This window comes from Streptomyces beihaiensis (genome assembly GCF_026274175.1).
GTDB classification, from domain to species: Bacteria; Actinomycetota; Actinomycetes; order Streptomycetales; family Streptomycetaceae; genus Streptomyces; species Streptomyces beihaiensis.
Map to the genome: position 1 here is coordinate 1 of NZ_JAPHNL010000044.1, position 16,919 is coordinate 16,919.

At 72.1% G+C, this 16,919-nt stretch carries 17 protein-coding genes; 3 read left to right on the forward strand and 14 right to left on the reverse strand.

Annotated features, from left to right (window positions below; translation table 11 throughout):
- Positions 1-11: 11 nt before the first annotated feature.
- The 12 genes from OFY01_RS05870 to OFY01_RS05925 all read right to left on the reverse strand — a co-directional run bounded on the left by OFY01_RS05870 (position 12) and on the right by OFY01_RS05925 (position 10,254).
- Positions 12-779: a sirohydrochlorin chelatase gene (locus OFY01_RS05870; protein WP_266596983.1), complete on the reverse strand. Its 768-nt coding sequence runs from the start codon at positions 777-779 to the stop codon at positions 12-14.
- An 8-nt stretch (positions 780-787) separates the two neighbouring features.
- Positions 788-1,699, reverse strand: coding sequence for an ABC transporter permease (locus OFY01_RS05875; RefSeq protein WP_266596985.1), 912 nt, complete (start codon positions 1,697-1,699; stop codon positions 788-790).
- Positions 1,686-2,477: an ABC transporter ATP-binding protein gene (locus tag OFY01_RS05880; RefSeq protein WP_266596987.1), complete on the reverse strand. Its 792-nt coding sequence runs from the start codon at positions 2,475-2,477 to the stop codon at positions 1,686-1,688. The genes OFY01_RS05875 and OFY01_RS05880 overlap by 14 nt, the downstream gene beginning before the upstream one ends.
- A gap of 52 nt (positions 2,478-2,529) precedes the next feature.
- On the reverse strand, positions 2,530-3,579 hold the full coding sequence (locus OFY01_RS05885) for an aliphatic sulfonate ABC transporter substrate-binding protein (RefSeq protein WP_266597014.1): 1,050 nt from the start codon (positions 3,577-3,579) through the stop codon (positions 2,530-2,532).
- Positions 3,580-3,741: 162 nt separating this feature from the next.
- Positions 3,742-3,864: a hypothetical protein gene (locus OFY01_RS05890; RefSeq protein ID WP_266596989.1), complete on the reverse strand. Its 123-nt coding sequence runs from the start codon at positions 3,862-3,864 to the stop codon at positions 3,742-3,744.
- A gap of 1 nt (position 3,865) precedes the next feature.
- On the reverse strand, positions 3,866-5,218 hold the full coding sequence (locus OFY01_RS05895) for a sulfate adenylyltransferase subunit 1 (protein ID WP_266596991.1): 1,353 nt from the start codon (positions 5,216-5,218) through the stop codon (positions 3,866-3,868).
- A gap of 2 nt (positions 5,219-5,220) precedes the next feature.
- On the reverse strand, positions 5,221-6,156 hold the full coding sequence (gene cysD / locus OFY01_RS05900) for a sulfate adenylyltransferase subunit CysD (RefSeq protein ID WP_266596993.1): 936 nt from the start codon (positions 6,154-6,156) through the stop codon (positions 5,221-5,223).
- Positions 6,153-6,767: an adenylyl-sulfate kinase gene (gene cysC, locus OFY01_RS05905; RefSeq protein ID WP_266596995.1), complete on the reverse strand. Its 615-nt coding sequence runs from the start codon at positions 6,765-6,767 to the stop codon at positions 6,153-6,155. Before cysC ends, cysD begins: the two co-directional genes overlap by 4 nt.
- Positions 6,767-7,489, reverse strand: a complete 723-nt coding sequence (locus tag OFY01_RS05910) for a phosphoadenylyl-sulfate reductase (protein WP_266596997.1) — start codon at positions 7,487-7,489, stop codon at positions 6,767-6,769. The genes cysC and OFY01_RS05910 overlap by 1 nt, the downstream gene beginning before the upstream one ends.
- Complete coding sequence (locus OFY01_RS05915) at positions 7,486-7,665, reverse strand: hypothetical protein (RefSeq protein ID WP_266596999.1); 180 nt, start codon at positions 7,663-7,665, stop codon at positions 7,486-7,488. The genes OFY01_RS05910 and OFY01_RS05915 overlap by 4 nt, the downstream gene beginning before the upstream one ends.
- Complete coding sequence (locus OFY01_RS05920; RefSeq protein WP_266597001.1) at positions 7,662-9,359, reverse strand: nitrite/sulfite reductase; 1,698 nt, start codon at positions 9,357-9,359, stop codon at positions 7,662-7,664. Before OFY01_RS05920 ends, OFY01_RS05915 begins: the two co-directional genes overlap by 4 nt.
- 313 nt (positions 9,360-9,672) lie before the next feature.
- Positions 9,673-10,254, reverse strand: coding sequence for a GNAT family N-acetyltransferase (locus tag OFY01_RS05925; protein WP_266597003.1), 582 nt, complete (start codon positions 10,252-10,254; stop codon positions 9,673-9,675).
- A gap of 177 nt (positions 10,255-10,431) precedes the next feature.
- Here OFY01_RS05925 and OFY01_RS05930 point away from each other — a divergent pair, with 177 nt between their 5' ends.
- Positions 10,432-11,463: a M4 family metallopeptidase gene (locus tag OFY01_RS05930; RefSeq protein WP_266597004.1), complete on the forward strand. Its 1,032-nt coding sequence runs from the start codon at positions 10,432-10,434 to the stop codon at positions 11,461-11,463.
- 260 nt (positions 11,464-11,723) lie between these two features.
- Here the strand turns inward: OFY01_RS05930 and OFY01_RS05935 are convergent, their stop codons facing one another.
- Positions 11,724-13,013 carry a GAF domain-containing protein gene (locus tag OFY01_RS05935; RefSeq protein WP_266597006.1) on the reverse strand — a complete coding sequence of 430 codons (1,290 nt, stop codon included), beginning with the start codon at positions 13,011-13,013 and terminating at the stop codon, positions 11,724-11,726.
- Positions 13,014-13,289: 276 nt separating this feature from the next.
- Positions 13,290-14,930, reverse strand: coding sequence for an acyl-CoA dehydrogenase family protein (locus OFY01_RS05940; RefSeq protein WP_266597008.1), 1,641 nt, complete (start codon positions 14,928-14,930; stop codon positions 13,290-13,292).
- 17 nt (positions 14,931-14,947) lie between these two features.
- Between OFY01_RS05940 and OFY01_RS05945 the strand changes: the two genes are divergently transcribed.
- On the forward strand, positions 14,948-16,117 hold the full coding sequence (locus tag OFY01_RS05945; RefSeq protein WP_266597010.1) for a YihY/virulence factor BrkB family protein: 1,170 nt from the start codon (positions 14,948-14,950) through the stop codon (positions 16,115-16,117).
- A 105-nt stretch (positions 16,118-16,222) separates the two neighbouring features.
- Entirely contained in the window at positions 16,223-16,915 is a 693-nt protein-coding gene (locus tag OFY01_RS05950) for a ThuA domain-containing protein (RefSeq protein WP_266597012.1), read from the forward strand.
- Positions 16,916-16,919 lie beyond the last annotated feature (4 nt).

The following is a 16,919-nucleotide window of genomic DNA, read 5'->3' on the forward strand; positions in this document are numbered from 1 at the left end:
GCCCGGCCGGCTCACATCCCGGCGGCCGCCGGCTCCCGGGCCGCGCCCGCCGTCTCGTACCGCTCGACCAGCACCCGGGCGACCTCCGGCGCCGGGCCCAGGACGTCGGCCAGGACGTCCGCGCCCGCCTCCGTCGCGCCGCGCACGATGCGGTCGGGCAGGCGGCCAGGAGCCAGGACGTAGGGGGCGACCGCGACCCGGGCGCAGCCGAGGGCGCGCAGCTCCCGGACGGCGTCCTCGGTGCGAGGTGATCCCGCGGAGGCGAACGCAGGTCGCACGGCGCACCAACCGGTGTGCCGCCACTCCCGCGCGATTTCTGCGATCACTGCGGTCGCCTCCGGGTCGGTGGAGCCCGCCGAGGCCAGGACGACCCCGGTCGCGGGCTTGTCGGCGGGGGTGAGGCCCGCCTCGTACAGGCGCCGTTCGAGCGCCGACACCAGCAGCGGTGACGGGCCGAGAACGTCCGCCGTACGGATCCGCATCCCGCACGGCGCCGCGCGCAGCACCGCCGGGATGTCGGTCTTGGCATGGAACGCGCGGGTCAGCAGGAGCGGGAGCGCCACCACGTCGCGCACCCCGTCCGCCGCGAGGGACTCCAGCACACCCGATACCGAGGGGATGTTGAAGTCCAGGAACGCCGTCTCCACACGGAGGCCGGGGCGCTGCGCGCGCACCTCGGCCACCAGGGAGTGCACCGTCGCGGCATGCCGCGGGTCGCGGCTGCCGTGGGCTATCACCAACAGGACGGGGCGGGCGAAGTACGGCGTGTGCGTGTGCATGAGGGCGCTCAGCTCCGTGCGATCAGGCCGCGGCCGCGCAGCACGCGGCGCTCCAGCGGGCTGAAGATCAGCAGGTCGATGACGATGCCGACGATCAGGATGAGGAGGATGGCCAGGAAGACCATGGGCATGGAAGAGGCGTTGCGGCCGTTCTCCAGCAACTGGCCGAGGCCGACGCCCAGATCGGGGGAGGAGGCGATGATCTCCGCCGCCATCAGCGAGCGCCAGGAGAACGCCCAGCCCTGCTTGAGCCCCGCCAGGTAGCCGGGCAGCGCCGCGGGCAGGACCACATGGCGCAGGCCGCGAAGCCCGGTCGCGCCGAGCGTGCGGCCCGCCCGCAGGAACAGCGGCGGCACCTGGTCGACACCGGAGACCAGGCCGTTGGCGACCGAGGGGACGGCGCCCAGCAGGATCACCGCGTACATCATCGAGTTGTCCAGGCCCAGCCACAGAACGGCGGGCGGCACCCACGCGACGGACGGCAGCGACTGGAGGCCCGAGAGCACGGGACCGATCGCCGCCCGCACGAACTTCACCCGCGCCACGAGCAGTCCGAGCGGCGTGCCGATGGCCAGGGCGAGCAGGAAGCCCAGCAGGCCGCGCGACAGGCTCGTCCAGATGTAGCCGAAGAGCGTGCCCTGCAGCCATGCCGTACGGACCTGGTCCCACACGTCGGACGGCGACGGCAGCTTCGCCGGGTCGTCGACGACACCGAAGGTGATCAGGGCCTGCCAGCCGAGCACCACGACGACGACCGCGGCGAGCGGCGGCAGCACCTTCTGCACGAGCGTGCGGTGCCAGGGCGTGCCGCCGCCCGTGGGCACGGTGTCGAGCGCGTCGAGACCGGCCTCCAGGTCCTCCAGGTCGTCCTTGGCGGCCGGTTCCGGCGCCGCGGCCGCCGTCGGTTCAGTCCTTGCCATGGCGGCGGATCTCCCCACGCAGTTGATCGGTGATCTCGAGCGAGAGCTCGGCCACGTCGGCGTCCTCGATGCGGCGCGGCTGCGGGATGCCCACCCGCCACTCGCGCGCCACCCGGCCGGGCCGCGACGACAGCAGCACGACGCGTTCGGCGAGCCGGACGGCCTCGCGGACGTTGTGGGTGACGAACAGGACGGACAGGTTCGTCTCCCGCCAGATGCGGGTCAGTTCGCCGTGCAGCACGTCACGGGTGATGGCGTCGAGCGCGGCGAACGGCTCGTCCATCAGCAGCAGCCGCGCGTCCTGGGCGAGCGCGCGGGCCATCGCCACGCGCTGGCGCATGCCGCCGGACAGCTCGTGCACCCGCTTGCCGTACGCGCCGCGCAGCCGGACGAGTTCGAGGAGTTCCTCGGCGCGCTCGCGGCGGTCGCGGCGCGGGACGCCGCGCAGCTTGAGGGCGAGTTCGATGTTCTTGCCGGCGGTCAGCCACGGGAACAGCGCGTGCTCCTGGAACATCAGGGCGGGCCGCCCGTCCGTGGCGATGGACCCGGACGTCGGGTGGTCGAGCCCGGCCACCAGGTTGAGCAGGGTCGACTTGCCGCAGCCGGAGGCGCCGAGGAGCGTGACGAACTCGCCCGGCGCGACGTCGAGGCTGATGTCGTCGAGGACGATCTGGCTGCCCGCGGGCGTGGCGAAGGACTTCGTGACGTGCTCGATGCGGGCGGCCGAGGTCGCCGCCTGCACGGCGGAGTCGGCCGCCGTGGCGAGGGTCGTCGCCATGGTCGTCACCTCCTGGGATCCGGATGAGCGGGGAAGTCGCTGGTCGTGGTGGTCACTTGACCCCCAGGCCCGCGTCGTCGAACCCGGTTCTGCCGTCCGTGCGCAGCACCTTGTTCAGCGGCTTCAGGTCGTAGATGCCGGTGAGGTCCGGCCGGTCGAGGAGACCGGCCTCGACCGCGTGGTCCGCCTCGTCGCGGAGGGTGCCGGCCAGTGGGTCGTCGGTGAACCGGATGGACTTCCAGGCCGGTTCGACGACGTCGGTGGGCAGCGGGGCCCCGGTGTCCCGTGCCAGCTGCTCGTTGGCGGCGGCCCTGGCCGCCGTGCGGTGGGAGTTGATCCAGGCGTTGGTCCGCACCGAGCCGCGCAGCACCGCCTCCACGACGTCCGGGTGGGCCTTGAGGAACTTCTGCGACACCACGATGTTGGTGATCACGAACTTCTTGTCGGGCCACAGGTCGGACTCGTCGAGCAGTACTTTGCCGCCCTCGGCGACGAGCCGGGACGCGGTCGGCTCCGGCACCCACGCGCCGTCGATCGAGCCGTTGCGGAACGCGTCCGGGGTGATCTTGTTGTCGGTGCGGACCACGGAGACGTCGCCCTTGCCGGAGTTCGCGTCGACCGACCAGCCCTGCCGGGCGATCCAGTTGAGCAAGGCCACGTCCTGGGTGTTGCCCAGCTGCGGGGTGGCGATCTTCTTGCCCTTGACGTCCGCCGTGCTCCTGATCTTCTTCGGGTTCACGACGAGCTTCACACCGCCGGACGCGCTGCCGCCGATGATCCGCAGGTCCTTCCCGTCCGACTTGGTGAAGCCGTTGACGGCGGGGGAGGGCCCGAGCCAGCCGATGTCGACCGAACCGGCGTTCAGCGCCTCGACCTCGGAAGGGCCCGCGTTGAAGATCTGGTACTTGGCCTGTGTGCCCTTCAGCTCCTTCTGGAAGAAGCCCTTGCGGTGGCCGACGAGCGCCGTTGCGTGGGTCAGGTTCCCGAAGTAGCCGATGGTGACCGAGTCCGCGGAGAGCGGTTCACCCTCGGCCTTGAACTCCTCCCCGGCGCCGTCGGCGGCCTGAGAGCCGTAGCCCAGGCAGGCCGTGGCGGCCAGCATGAGCAGCGGCACGGCGGCGAGCGCGGCGAGGGCACGGCGCCGTCGGCGCCGTCGGGGGAGGGGTGTGGCAGGCACGGGAGGGGTTCCTCTCGTCGGCCCGGCGGTCACACCCTCAGGGTGTGGCCGGGAGGTCGGCAGGTCTGCGGCGTCGGCGGGCGGAGGTCAGCGGGCACATCGGCCGACTCCGCCCTGCCCGCTGCCGAGGCGGCCGCTGCCGATGCGGCCGCCCTCCTTCGCGAACGTCGCATACGTGTCGACGGGGCCCGAGGACTCGACGGGGCGCATGTCAGAAGTCCCAGCCGTCGTCGTCCGCGGCGGGCGCCGCCGCGTCGTCGGCGTCGGCGAACGCCTGCCCCGCCATACCGGCGGCGAGCGTGGTGCCGTCGGCCGGGTCGATCAGGATGAACGACCCGGTGCGCCGCGAGTCCGCGTACGCGTCCAGGGCCAGCGGTTCGGCGGTGCGCACCTTCACGCGGCCGATGTCGTTGGCGACGAGCTGCCCCGGCTCGGGGTGCTGGGAGAGGTCGTCGAGCGTGAGCCGTGACGGGATCTCCTTGACGATCGCCTTGACCGTACGGGTGGTGTGCTTGAGCAGCACCCGCTGTCCGACGGTCAGCGGCGTGTCGGCGACGTGGCAGACGGTCGCCTCGACGTCCTGGGAGGTGGCGGGCGCGTCGCCGCTCGGCACGATCAGGTCGCCGCGCGAGACGTCGATGTCGTCGTCGAGCAGCAGCGTCACCGACTGCGGCGTCCACGCCACGTCGACCGGCTCGCCCAGCAGGTCGATCCCGGCGATCTTCGACGTGCGGCCCGAGGGCAGCACCGTCACCGACTCACCGACCCGGAACGTCCCGGCGGCGATCTGTCCCGCGTAGCCGCGGTAGTCGGGGTGCTCGGCGGTCTGCGGCCGGATCACGTACTGGACGGGCAGGCGCGCGTGGCAGGCGGTCAGGTCGTGGCTGACCGGGACCGTCTCCAGGTGTTCGAGGACGGTCGGGCCGCCGTACCAGTTCATGGTGGCGGACGGTTCCACGACGTTGTCACCGGCGAGCGCGGAGATCGGGATCGCGGTGATCTCCGGGACGCCCAGGTCGCCCGCGTACGCCGTGAACTCCTCGGCGATCTTCGCGAAGACCTGCTCCTGGTAGTCGACGAGGTCCATCTTGTTGACGGCGAGCACCACGTGCGGGACGCGCAGGAGCGCGGCGATCGCGGCGTGGCGGCGGGTCTGCTCGACGACGCCGTTGCGCGCGTCGACCAGGATCACGGTCAGCTCGGCGGTGGAGGCGCCGGTCACCATGTTCCGCGTGTACTGCACGTGGCCCGGCGTGTCGGCCAGGATGAACCGGCGGCGCGGGGTCGCGAAGTAGCGGTAGGCCACGTCGATGGTGATGCCCTGCTCGCGCTCGGCCCGCAGACCGTCGGTGAGCAGCGCGAGGTCGGGCTCGGCGGCGCCGCGCGAACGCGAGGCGTGCTCGACGGCCTCCAGCTGGTCGGCGAGGACCGACTTGGAGTCGTGCAGCAGGCGGCCCACGAGCGTGGACTTGCCGTCGTCGACCGAGCCGGCCGTGGCGAACCGCAGCAGGGTGGTGGCCGACAGACCGGCCAGCTCTTCGGTGGTGGTGCTGGTGGTGCTCATGTCTAGAAGTACCCCTCGCGCTTGCGGTCTTCCATCGCGGCCTCGGAGAGCTTGTCGTCGGCACGGGTCGCGCCGCGCTCGGTGAGGCGGGAGGCGGCGATCTCGGCGATGACCTTCTCGATGGTCGTGGCGTCGGAGTCGACGGCGCCGGTGCAGGACATGTCGCCGACGGTGCGGTAGCGCACCAGACGGGTCTCGACCGCCTCGCCGTCCTTCGGGCCGCCCCAGTCACCGGCGGTCAGCCACATGCCGCCCCGGTTGAAGACCGGGCGCTCGTGGGCGTAGTAGATCTGCGGCAGTTCGATGTTCTCGCGGGCGATGTACTGCCACACGTCCAGCTCGGTCCAGTTGGAGAGCGGGAAGACGCGGACGTGCTCACCGGGGGCGTGGCGGCCGTTGTAGAGCTGCCACAGCTCGGGGCGCTGGCGGCGCGGGTCCCACTGCGAGAACTCGTCACGCAGGGAGAAGACCCGCTCCTTGGCGCGGGCCTTCTCCTCGTCGCGGCGGCCGCCGCCGAAGACCGCGTCGAACCGCTCCTGCTGGATCTTCTCGGTCAGCGGCACGGTCTGCAGCGGGTTGCGGGTGCCGTCCGGGCGCTCCTTGAGAACGCCGCGGTCGATGTAGTCCTGCACCGAGGCGACGTGCAGGCGAAGGCCGTGCTCGGCCACGACCCGGTCGCGGTACTCGATGACCTCGGGGAAGTTGTGCCCGGTGTCCACGTGCAGCAGCGAGAAGGGCACCGGCGCGGGCGCGAACGCCTTCAGCGCCAGGTGCAGCATCAGGATCGAGTCCTTGCCGCCGGAGAAGAGGATCACCGGCCGCTCGAACTCGCCCGCCACCTCGCGGAAGATGTGCACGGCCTCGGACTCCAGCGCGTCCAAATGGCTGAGCGCGTACGGGCTGTCGGTCTCCTCGGAGACGCTCACTACGGTCGTCATGCGGTCAGACCCCTCTCGGTGAGCAGCGCGTGGAGCGCGGCCGCGGACTCCTGCACGGTCTGCTGGTGCGACTCGATCCGCAGATCGGGCGACTCGGGTGCCTCGTACGGGTCGTCGACCCCGGTCAGACCGGAGATCTCGCCCGCGGCCTGCTTGGCGTACAGGCCCTTCACGTCGCGCTCGGAGCAGACCTCGACCGGCGTGGCGACATGCACCTCGACGTACGCCGTCCCGCCGCTCTGGTGGCGCTTGCGGACCGCCTCGCGGCTGTCCGCGTACGGGGCGATGACCGGGACGAGGGCCAGCACGCCGTTGCGGGCGAGCAGTTCGGCGAGGAAGCCGATGCGCTGCACGTTGGTGTGGCGGTCCTCGCGGCTGAAGCCGAGGCCCGCCGAGAGGAACTCACGGATCTCGTCGCCGTCGAGCACCTCGACCTTGCGGCCCTCGGCGCGCAGCGTGTTCGCCAGCTCGTACGCGATGGTGGTCTTGCCGGCGCTCGGCAGACCCGTGAGCCAGATCGTGGCTCCGGTCACTTGCTTCTCCAAGGTCTGTGAAGTCGGTGAGGTCTGTGGCGCGTGCGGCGCCCGCGGCGTCTGTGTCCTGGGAGTCATCAGCCGTGGATTCCGCACTCGGTCTTGCCCCGGCCCGCCCAGCGTCCGGCGCGCGCGTCCTCGCCCTCCAGGAGGCGGCGGGTGCAGGGCGCGCAGCCCACGGAGCCGTAACCGTCCATGAGGAGCGGGTTGGTGAGCACGCCGTGCTCGGCGACGTACGCGTCCACGTCGTCCTGGCTCCAGCGGGCGATCGGCGAGACCTTGACCTTCTGGCGCTTCTCGTCCCAGCCGACGACCGGGGTGTCGGCACGGGTGGGGGACTCGTCGCGGCGCAGCCCGGTGGCCCAGGCGGTGTACCCGCGCAGCCCCTCTTCGAGCGGCTTCACCTTGCGCAGGGCGCAGCACAGGTCGGGGTCGCGGTCGTGCAGCTTCGGCCCGTACTCGGCGTCCTGCTCGGCGACCGTCTGGCGCGGGGTGAGCGTGATGACGTTGACGTCCATCACGGCCTCGACCGCGTCGCGCGTGCCGATGGTCTCCTCGAAGTGGTAGCCGGTGTCGAGGAACACGACGTCCACACCGGGCATGGCCCGGGAGGCGAGGTGCGCGACGACGGCGTCCTCCATGGAGGAGGTGACGCAGAACTTCGTGCCGAAGGTCTTCACCGCCCACTGGAGGATCTCCAGGGCGGAGGCGTCCTCCAGGTCCCGCCCGGCCTGCTCGGCGAGTGCCTTGAGCTTAGCCGTGTCCTCCGTCTCCGGGGTGGCGGCCTGAGCTGTCGTCATGTCTGTTCCCCTCCACCGTCGTTGCGCGTGAGCCCGCGGGCGAGCAGCCCGAGGAACTTGAGCTGGAACGCCCGGTTGCACGCCGCGCACTCCCAGGCGCCGTGCCCCTCCTCGCCGGGGCGCAGGTCCTCGTCGCCGCAGTACGGGCAGTAGAACGGCGCGGCGCGGCCGGTCACGACAGGGCCTCCTCGGAGGCGCGGGCCACCCAGGTGGCGAACCGCTCGCCGTCCTCGCGCTCCTTCTGGAACCGGGTGAGGACCCGCTCGACGTAGTCGGGCAGCTCGGCCGAGGTGACCTTCAGGCCGCGGACCTTGCGGCCGAACCCGGCCTCCAGGCCGAGCGCGCCGCCCAGGTGCACCTGGAAGCCCTCGACCTGGTTGCCCTCGTCGTCGAGGACGAGCTGGCCCTTGAGGCCGATGTCGGCGACTTGGATGCGGGCGCAGGCGTTGGGGCAGCCGTTGAGGTTGATGGTGATGGGCTCGTCGAAGTCCGGGATGCGGCGCTCCAGTTCGTCGATGAGCGAGGCGCCGCGCGCCTTGGTGTCGACGATGGCGAGCTTGCAGAACTCGATGCCGGTGCAGGCCATGGTGCCGCGCCTGAACGGCGACGGGCTGACCCGCAGGTCGAGCGCCTCCAGGCCCGCGACGAGCGAGTCGACCCGGTCCTCGGCGACGTCGAGCACCAGCATCTTCTGCTCGGCGGTGGTGCGCACCCGGCCCGAGCCGTGCTCCTCGGCCAGCTCGGCGATCTTCGTCAGGACGGTGCCGTCGACGCGGCCGACGCGCGGCGCGAACCCGACGTAGAACCGGCCGTCCTTCTGGCGGTGCACGCCGACGTGGTCGCGCCAGCGCTCCAGCGGCTGGTCGGGGGCCGGGCCGTCGACGAGTTCGCGCTTGAGGTACTCGTCCTCCAGGACCTGGCGGAACTTCTCCGTGCCCCAGTCGGCGAGCAGGAACTTCAGACGGGCGCGCGTGCGCAGGCGGCGGTAGCCGTAGTCGCGGAAGATCGAGACGACGCCCTCGAAGACGTCCGGCACCTCGTCGAGCGGCACCCAGGCGCCGAGCCGCTGGCCGATCTTCGGGTTGGTGGACAGGCCGCCGCCGACCCACAGGTCGAAGCCGGGCCCGTGCTCGGGGTGGTCGACGCCGACGAAAGCGACGTCGTTGATCTCGTGCACCACGTCGAGCAGCGGCGAGCCGGAGATCGCCGTCTTGAACTTGCGCGGCAGGTTCGAGAAGGCGGGGTTGCCGATGAAGCGGCGGTGGATCTCGTCGATGGCCGGGGTGCCGTCGATGATCTCGTCCTCGGCGATACCGGCGACCGGCGAGCCGAGCACGACGCGCGGCACGTCGCCGCACGCCTCGGTCGTCGACAGGCCGACGGCCTCCAGGCGGTTCCAGATCTCCGGCACGTCCTCGATCCGGATCCAGTGGTACTGGATGTTCTGCCGGTCGGTGATGTCCGCGGTGCCGCGTGCGAACTCCTGCGAGATCTCGCCGACGACCCGCAGCTGCTCGGTGGTCAGCCGTCCGCCGTCGATGCGCACGCGCATCATGAAGTACTCGTCCTCGAGTTCCTCCGGCTCCAGGATCGCGGTGCGGCCGCCGTCGATCCCGGGGCGACGCTGTGTGTACAGGCCCCACCAGCGCATCCGGCCGCGCAGGTCGTTGGGGTCGATGGAGTCGAAGCCGCGCTTGGAGTAGATCGTCTCAATGCGTGTCCGCACATTGAGACCGTCGTCGTCCTTCTTCATCTGCTCGCTGCCGTTGAGCGGCGTGAGGTGCCCCACCGCCCACTGGCCCTCGCCGCGGTGACGGCGGACCTTGCGGCGGGGCGCGGCGGTCGTGGGCGTTTCCGGGGTGGCAGCCATGGGTGTACGTCCTTCAGGGCAGGCTCGAGTCAGGTCTGACCTGCACACTTCGCGCAGGGCGCGGCGGTGCGCAGGGAACGGGGAAGCGGAGGTGCCGGTGGTGCTGCCCGGGGCCGTTCAGCCCGGCGGATGCAGCGTCAGCGCGCCGGACAGATGGCGCTGGACATGCGTCCGAAGTCGACGTGTCGTCGACTCACCAAGGCGATTCCAGCTGCAGACATGACGGAAGCGTGTCATGGGACTTTGGACCTGGTCCACCGTCGTCCGTAATGTGGACTTAGATGTCTCGAATTGTGGACAAGAGTGGTGCTGGTCACACACCGGACGGGAATGCGCCCGGCCACGGGCCCGGCGCGACGGCGTCGCTCTGCTCGGCCGTCTCGGTGCCGAAGAGCCGGAAGCCGCGCCGCTCGTAGTTGGCCATCGCGTGCTCACCGTCGAGCGAGCAGGTGTGCAGCCACACCCGCTTCGTGGGCGTCCGCCCCGGCCACCGCTCGGCCAGGTCCCAGGCCCGCGCGGCACCGTACGACAGCAGGTGCCCGCCGATCCGCCGGCCCCGGAACGCCGGGATCAGGCCGAAGTAGACGATCTCCACGGCACCGTCGTCCTGCCCCGCCAGCTCCACGTACCCGGCCGGCGTCCCCTTCTCGTACGCGACCCAGGTCTCGGTCCCCGGCCGCTCCAGCGTCTCCCGCCACTGCGCGTAGGACCAGCCGAGCCGGTCGATCCAGGCGATGTCACCGCCCACCGAGGCGTACAGGAACCGGCTGAACTCGGGCGAGGGCACCTCGGACCGCACGATCCGCACGCCGTCGCCCTGGGGGGCGGCGGCGGGGCGCAGGTCGGCGGGGGAGGTCTGCTCGAGCGACCAGGTGGTGACGGTGACGTTGCTCATGCCGCCCATCGCATCATGCGCGGGCCCGCCGTGACCAGGGCGGGCCGTCGCCGGTGCACCCTGGCGCATTGATGACGCGCACTGGTCAAGTCGGCCGCCGATGAGGCAAGATCCGCAGCGCGACGCCGCCACCCCCTGCGCATCCGAACCATCCGACCCACCCGGAGGATGTACCTGATGTCACGCCGCACATCCCGCGGACTGCTCGCCGCGGCCACCCTCACCGTGGCCTTCGCCACCCTCGCCGCCCCGGCTCTCGCGGCCCCCGCCGCACCCCAGGCCCGCGTCTTCATGGTCAACCCGGTCCAGTCGTCCGGCGACGAGTCCCTCACCGACGCCAAGGACGCGGCCAGTGCCGTCCCGGACTCCGCCTACGCGACGGTCGCCCTGCGCAACCTCGACGACAGCGGCGGCCTCAGCGGCCGCTGGGCGTACGTCAGATCCAGCACCGGCGCGGCCGCGAAGGTCTCCGACGCCACCTCCTACAACCGCAGCGACGACCAGTTCGAGCAGGTCATGGCCTACTTCTGGGTCAACGAGGCGCAGGAGTACCTGCAGGGCCTCGGCTTTGGCCACGACCTGCCGGGCGCCAACAACCGCGCGCAGGCCGTCCGCATCGACCAGTGGGGCGCGGACAACTCCTTCTTCACCGACAAGAAGGCCGAGATCCGCTACGGCAAGGGCGGCGTGGACGACGCCGAGGACGCCGAAGTGATCGTCCACGAGTACGGGCACGCGGTGCAGAACGCCCAGGTGCCCGGCTTCGGCACGTCCGAGGAGGCCGGATCGATCGGCGAGGCGTTCAGCGACTATCTCGCCGTCGAGGTCGGCGACCACGCCGACGCCCGCTACGGCTGGCCCCGCCGCACCGACCTGGCCTGTGTCGCGGACTGGGACTCCGTCTCGTACACCGAGACGAGCCCGCACTGCCTGCGCCGCATCGACACCGACAAGACGTACCAGGACAAGGTCGGTGAGGTGCACGCCGACGGCGAGATCTGGTCGCGCGCCCTCTACGACATCCGCCGCGCGCTCGGCGCCCGCGCCGCCGACCGGATCATCGTCGACGCGCAGTTCGGCTTCGCACCCGACACCAGCTTCACGGACGCGGCCAAGGCCACCGTCGCCACCGCTCGCGAGCTCTACGGCGCCGACGCGGCCGACACCGTCCGCGCCGCGTTCGTCGCCCGGGAGATCCCCGGAGTGTGAGGGACGGCCGACGGTCAGTGGTGCTCGGGGTCGCGTGCCGCGAGCACCGCGGGTGCGGTCGGGTGCGGCAGCGGGTGGTCCGGGTCGTCCGGTGATAGTGCCTCGCTCGTCCGTGTCCGTGTCCGTGTCCGTGCCTGTGTCCGTGTCCTTGGCCGGTGCGTGGCCGCCGCTGGTGAGTTCCGCGGTGGTGTCGTGGGCGGCGTCGTCCGCGCCGCGTCCGTCGCCCGGGAGGTCCCGGGGGTGCGGGTGGTGACGGGCGGTCAGTGGTGCTCGGGGTCGCGTGCCGCGAGCACCGCGGGCGCGGTCGAGTGCGGCAGCAGGTCGGCCGGGTCGTCCGGCAGCAGCACCTCGACGTCCGCGTCCTCGGCGAACCGGTACGGGCGGTGCGCGAGCAGCGCGCCCAGGTAGCGCCGCACCCGGGACAGCTCCGCGCGCACCGTCACCGTGCGCGTCCGGTCGCCGAACAGGTCGGCGGCCAGGTCGGGGGCGCTGCGTCCGTCACGGTGCACGGCCAGCAGATACAACAGCTCGGCGTGGCGCGGGCTCAGGTCGTGCGTCCACCCGCCCGCCGTCGCCCGTACCGCCAGCGACCAGCGGCGCGGTCGGCGCACGTCGAGGACGATCCGCGTCGCGGCGAGCGGCTCGGGGAGGTCGTCGACCATGAGGAGCCAGCCACCGGGCAGCGGCGCCGCCTTGCAGGTGCCGAGCGACGGCACCCAGCAGGGCCCCTCGGTGAGCCCCTTGGGCAGCGCCACCCGGTCGGGCAGCGGAAGTCCCGTCACCGCCGCGGGCCAGCCGTGCTCGTCGACCGCGACGGCCCGACCGCCGATCCGGGCGAGTACCGGCGCGGCCACCGCCCGCAGCCGTTCGAGCCGGCCCACGTGCAGCTCGCGCAGCCGCGCCTCGGCGAGCTGCGCGACGGAGCGCACCCACGGCAGCGTCGCCGGGTGCATCGTCTCCAGCGGACCGCTGACATCCACCACTCCGATGACCCGCCCGTCGCGCGGATCGCTGATCGGCGCGCCCGTGCACGTCCACGGGTGGTGCGTCTGCACGAAGTGCTCGGCGGAGAACACCTGGACCGGGCGGCCCGTCACCAGCGGCGTACCGACCCCGTTGGTGCCGACGATGTCCTCGCCCCAGTGCGCGCCCACCTGGAAACCGAGCCGGTCGCCCTTGCGCAGCACCCCCGGATGCCCCTCGCGCCACAGGATCCGGCCGTCCGCGTCGCTCACCACCATGATGTGCTGGGCCGCCTCCGCCACGGAGACCAGCGCCTCGCGCAGCACCGGCAGCACCGGGGCCAGCGGCGAGGAACGGCGCCGCCGCGCCACCTCGTCGGCGCTGAGCACGTCGCGCCGCACGTCGCGGTCCGGATCGAGGCCGTCGCGCAGCAGCCGCTGCCACGACGCGCTTATCTCGGGGCGAGGCAGCACCGGCGGCCTGCGGCCGGACAGCGTGGCGTCCCGCACGCCCTTGAGCAGGTGGGACGCGTGCGACACGTCCATGGCGGACAGGCGCGCCAGGTCGATCGTCGAGTTCCCGTTCATCCCTGATCCCCAGGTGTTGCGTGGTGTCGCGCGGTCGCGCCGTCGTTCCCCCGCCCTATCGTGCACCGCACAGCACGCGGAAGGACGGGAGTTGAACAACAAGGTTGCAACCCTTTGCAACCCTGGCGAACAACCGTACGGCGATTGAAACTAGGACCAACGCCGCCCTCTCCCCCCTTGGGCGGCGGCGAGCTCCTCAAGGGGCCTCATACGTGGGGATGGTGCCGTGTCGGCGCAGCACCATCCCCACGAACTCCTCATACGGCCGCGGGGTGTTCACGCCACCGGCGCCGCCCGCTCGACGATCTCCTCAAGACCCAGCGTGTGCGGCAGCGTCCCGAACGCGGCGCCCCGGTCCCCGCCAAGACGCGCCGCGCAGAACGCGTCCGCCACCTCCTCCGGCGCGAACCGCACCAGCAGCGAGCCCTGCAGCACCACCGCGATCCGCTCCGCGACGCGCCGCGCCCGCGCCTCGATCCCGTGCAGGTCGCCCAGTTCGGTCAGCAGGTCCTTGACCGCCGCGTCGAGCCGGTGGTCGGCACCGCGCGTCACCCCCAGTTCGAGCAGCAACGCGTCGAGCGCGCCCGGCTCGCGCCGCAGCGCCCGCAGCACGTCGAGCGCCTGCACATTGCCCGAGCCCTCCCAGATCGAGTTCAGCGGCGCCTCGCGCAGCAGCCGCGGCATGCCCGACTCCTCCACGTAACCGTTGCCGCCCAGGCACTCAAGGGTCTCCGCGACCACGGGCGTGCACTGCTTCGTCACCCAGTACTTGGCCGCCGGCACCGCGATCCGCAGGAACGCCCGCTCCCGCTCGCCCCCGTCGTCGTACGCGGCGGCCAGGCGCAGACCGAGCGTCGTGGCGGCCTCCGACTCCACCGCCAGATCCGCCAGGACGTTGCGCATGAGCGGCTTGTCGACCAGCCGGCCGCCGAACGCCTCCCGGTACGTGCAGTGGTGGACCGCCTGCGCGACCGCCTGCCGCATCAGCGCGGCGGAGCCGAGGACACAGTCGAGCCGGGTCGCCGCGACCATCTCGATGATGGTCGCCACGCCGCGCCCCTCCTCACCGACGCGGCGCGCCCACGTCCCGTCGAACTCGACCTCCGCCGACGCGTTCGACCGGTTGCCCAGCTTGTCCTTGAGCCGCTGCAACAGGAACACGTTCCGCGTCCCGTCCTCCAGCACGCGCGGCACCAGAAAGCACGTCAGCCCCGCATCGGCCTGGGCCAGCACCAGGAACCCGTCCGACATGGGCGCCGAGCAGAACCACTTGTGCCCGGTCAACGCGTACGCGCCCGCGCCGTCCCCGGGCAGCGGCACCGCGCGCGTGGTGTTGGCCCGTACGTCGCTGCCGCCCTGCTTCTCCGTCATCCCCATGCCGAACACGGCGCCCGCCTTGCTCGCCGCGGGCCGCAGCCCGGCGTCGTACACGGTGGAGGTCAGCCGCGGCTCCCACTCGGCGGCGAGGTCCGGCTCGGCACGCAGCGCGGGCACCGCCGCGTGTGTCATCGACAGCGGGCACAGGTGTCCCGCCTCCACCTGCGACCACACCACGAACGCCGCCGCCCGCCGCACATGCCCCCCGGGCCGCGACCAGGCCGACGTCAGACCCGCGCCGACGCCCTTGCCCATCAGACGGTGCCAGGACGGATGGAACTCCACCTCGTCGACGCGGTGGCCGTAACGGTCGTGGGTACGCAGGACCGGTGGGTTCTCGTTCGCGAGCCGCCCCCACTCCTGTACCTGCGCGCTGCCCGCCGCCCGCCCGAGCACCGTCAGCTCCTCGCGGGCCGCGTCCGCCGTGTCGGGGTCCAGGTGCCGTTCGAGCGCTTCGCACAGCGCCCGGTCGGCGGCGAGGACGTCGTATCCCACCAGGGGCGGGGCCTGATTGGTCACTGCATGGGTGGTGACTGCCATGAAGATACGGTAAGGAGGTGCATCAGCCAGAAGAAACACCAGACCGGCCCACTCGCGGCCGTCTCCACCGGGCCCGCGCGCTCTACCGGAACGTCTCCAAGCGCAGGACCGCCTGGCTGCTGCTCAAGGACACCGTCAACTCGTGCATGGAGTACCGCATCCTGGGCCTCGCCGCCGAGGCCGCGTTCTTCACTCTTCTGTCGGTACCGCCGCTGCTCCTGTCGCTCGTCGGCCTGCTCGCCTACGTCGACGACTGGACCGGCGCCCACACCATCGCCGGGGTCCGCGACCACATCCTGGAGGCATCCCGCACCGTCCTCACCGACCAGGGTGTCAAGGAGATCGCCCGGCCGATCCTCGACGACGTCATCAAGGGCGGCCGCCCCGACATCATCTCCATCGGTTTCCTCATCTCGCTGTGGTCCGGTTCGCGCGCCGTGTCGACGTTCGTGGACACGGTGACCGTCATGTACGGCCTGGACGGGGTGCGCGGCATCGTGAAGACCCGGATGCTCGCCTTCCTCATGTTCATCGTGGCCCTGGTCGTCGGCTCGATCGCGCTGCCGCTGATGATCGCGGGCCCGGACACGGTGATCAACCTGGTGCCCTGGTCGGAGACGCTCGTACAGATCCTGTACTGGCCGGTGGTGATCGTACTGTCCATCGCGTTCCTGACGACGCTGTACCACGTGGCGGTGCCCGTGCGCTCGCCGTGGATCGAGGACCTGCCGGGCGCCCTGGTGGCCCTCGCGATGTGGGTTCCCGGCAGCTTCCTGCTCCGCGTGTACCTCACCCACACCATCGAGGGCCCGAGCATCTACGGTTCGCTCGCCGCGCCTGTCGCGGTCATGCTGTGGATCGGCGTCTCGGCGTTCGCGGTGCTCGTCGGAGCCGCCGTGAACGCGGCCATCGACCGGGTGTGGCCGTCGGTGGCCACGGCCGCGGCGCGCGCCGCCAACGACCGCGTGCGCACCGCGCAGGCCGCACGCTACGTGGCCGCGCGGGAGTACCCGACCGACGCTGATTACGCCGAGAACACGGAGGAGCCGGACAGCGCGGAGGACGTGGCCATGCCCTCCGAGTTCCCCGAGCGCTGGTCGAAGTTCCTGCCGCCCGAGGACGTCACGTCCCGCCTGCGCGCCCACGCCCGCCGCCACGGCGGGCATCCGCCGCACGAGGAGGAGTAGCGGGGTGCCCGGCGGCCGCACTCATTCATGCGGCCACGGTAGGCAGCCCCCACCGGCCCGGTCTTGTACGGATCGGACACCGCGCGGGCAGTACCATCCCGCCCCATGGCGCAGCCCACCGGCACGACTCCCACGGTCCTGGTCCACACCCGCACCACCGACTACCGCCACGCCTCGATCCCGTACGCCGTCGACACCCTGCGCGCCCTCGGGTTCGCGGTGCGGCACACCGAGGACCCGGGGGAGTTCGCGCGCGGACTCGATCCCGCGCGCGGCGCCCCGCCCGCCGCCGTCGTCTTCCTGTCCACCAGCGGCGACATCCTCACGCCCGAGGGACGCGAACGGCTCGCGGCGTACATCGACGGGGGCGGCGGCTTCGCCGGGGTGCACGCGGCGGCCTGCACCGAGTACGGGTGGCCGTACTACGGCACGCTGCTCGCGGCGCGCTTCGCCCGCCACCCCGCCCACCAGCCCGGCCGCCTGCGCGTCGCCGACCACGACCACCCCGCGACCCGGCACCTCGGCGAGAGCTGGGAGTTCGAGGACGAGTGGTACGACTTCCGGTCGGACCCGCGCTCCGACCCGGCGGTGCGGGTGCTGGCGTACGCGGAAGAGGCGTCGTACGAGGGGGCGGCCATGGGCGGCGACCATCCGCTGGTGTGGTGCAGGGCGCAGGGCACGGGCCGCGTCTTCTACACGGGCCTGGGCCACTCCGAAGCGGCCTGGAGCGACCCGGACTTCCGGGTCCACGTGGCCGGAGGGGTCGGGTGGGCGGGCCGCTTCGCGTCGCCGGGGTAGGGGC

What these genes read in the sequence shown, in the direction of transcription:
- OFY01_RS05930 (WP_266597004.1), top strand. Translation starts at nt 10,432, where the DNA reads ATGTCACGCCGCACATCCCGCGGACTGCTCGCCGCGGCCACCCTCACC.
- OFY01_RS05925 (WP_266597003.1), bottom strand. Translation starts at nt 10,254, where the DNA reads ATGAGCAACGTCACCGTCACCACCTGGTCGCTCGAGCAGACCTCCCCC.
- OFY01_RS05890 (WP_266596989.1), bottom strand. Translation starts at nt 3,864, where the DNA reads ATGCGCCCCGTCGAGTCCTCGGGCCCCGTCGACACGTATGCGACGTTC.
- OFY01_RS05880 (WP_266596987.1), bottom strand. Translation starts at nt 2,477, where the DNA reads ATGGCGACGACCCTCGCCACGGCGGCCGACTCCGCCGTGCAGGCGGCG.
- OFY01_RS05940 (WP_266597008.1), bottom strand. Translation starts at nt 14,930, where the DNA reads ATGGCAGTCACCACCCATGCAGTGACCAATCAGGCCCCGCCCCTGGTG.
- OFY01_RS05870 (WP_266596983.1), bottom strand. Translation starts at nt 779, where the DNA reads ATGCACACGCACACGCCGTACTTCGCCCGCCCCGTCCTGTTGGTGATA.
- OFY01_RS05910 (WP_266596997.1), bottom strand. Translation starts at nt 7,489, where the DNA reads ATGACGACAGCTCAGGCCGCCACCCCGGAGACGGAGGACACGGCTAAG.
- OFY01_RS05920 (WP_266597001.1), bottom strand. Translation starts at nt 9,359, where the DNA reads ATGGCTGCCACCCCGGAAACGCCCACGACCGCCGCGCCCCGCCGCAAG.
- OFY01_RS05950 (WP_266597012.1), top strand. Translation starts at nt 16,223, where the DNA reads ATGGCGCAGCCCACCGGCACGACTCCCACGGTCCTGGTCCACACCCGC.
- OFY01_RS05935 (WP_266597006.1), bottom strand. Translation starts at nt 13,013, where the DNA reads ATGAACGGGAACTCGACGATCGACCTGGCGCGCCTGTCCGCCATGGAC.
- cysD (WP_266596993.1), bottom strand. Translation starts at nt 6,156, where the DNA reads ATGACGACCGTAGTGAGCGTCTCCGAGGAGACCGACAGCCCGTACGCG.
- OFY01_RS05875 (WP_266596985.1), bottom strand. Translation starts at nt 1,699, where the DNA reads ATGGCAAGGACTGAACCGACGGCGGCCGCGGCGCCGGAACCGGCCGCC.
- cysC (WP_266596995.1), bottom strand. Translation starts at nt 6,767, where the DNA reads ATGACTCCCAGGACACAGACGCCGCGGGCGCCGCACGCGCCACAGACC.
- OFY01_RS05895 (WP_266596991.1), bottom strand. Translation starts at nt 5,218, where the DNA reads ATGAGCACCACCAGCACCACCACCGAAGAGCTGGCCGGTCTGTCGGCC.
- OFY01_RS05885 (WP_266597014.1), bottom strand. Translation starts at nt 3,579, where the DNA reads ATGCTGGCCGCCACGGCCTGCCTGGGCTACGGCTCTCAGGCCGCCGAC.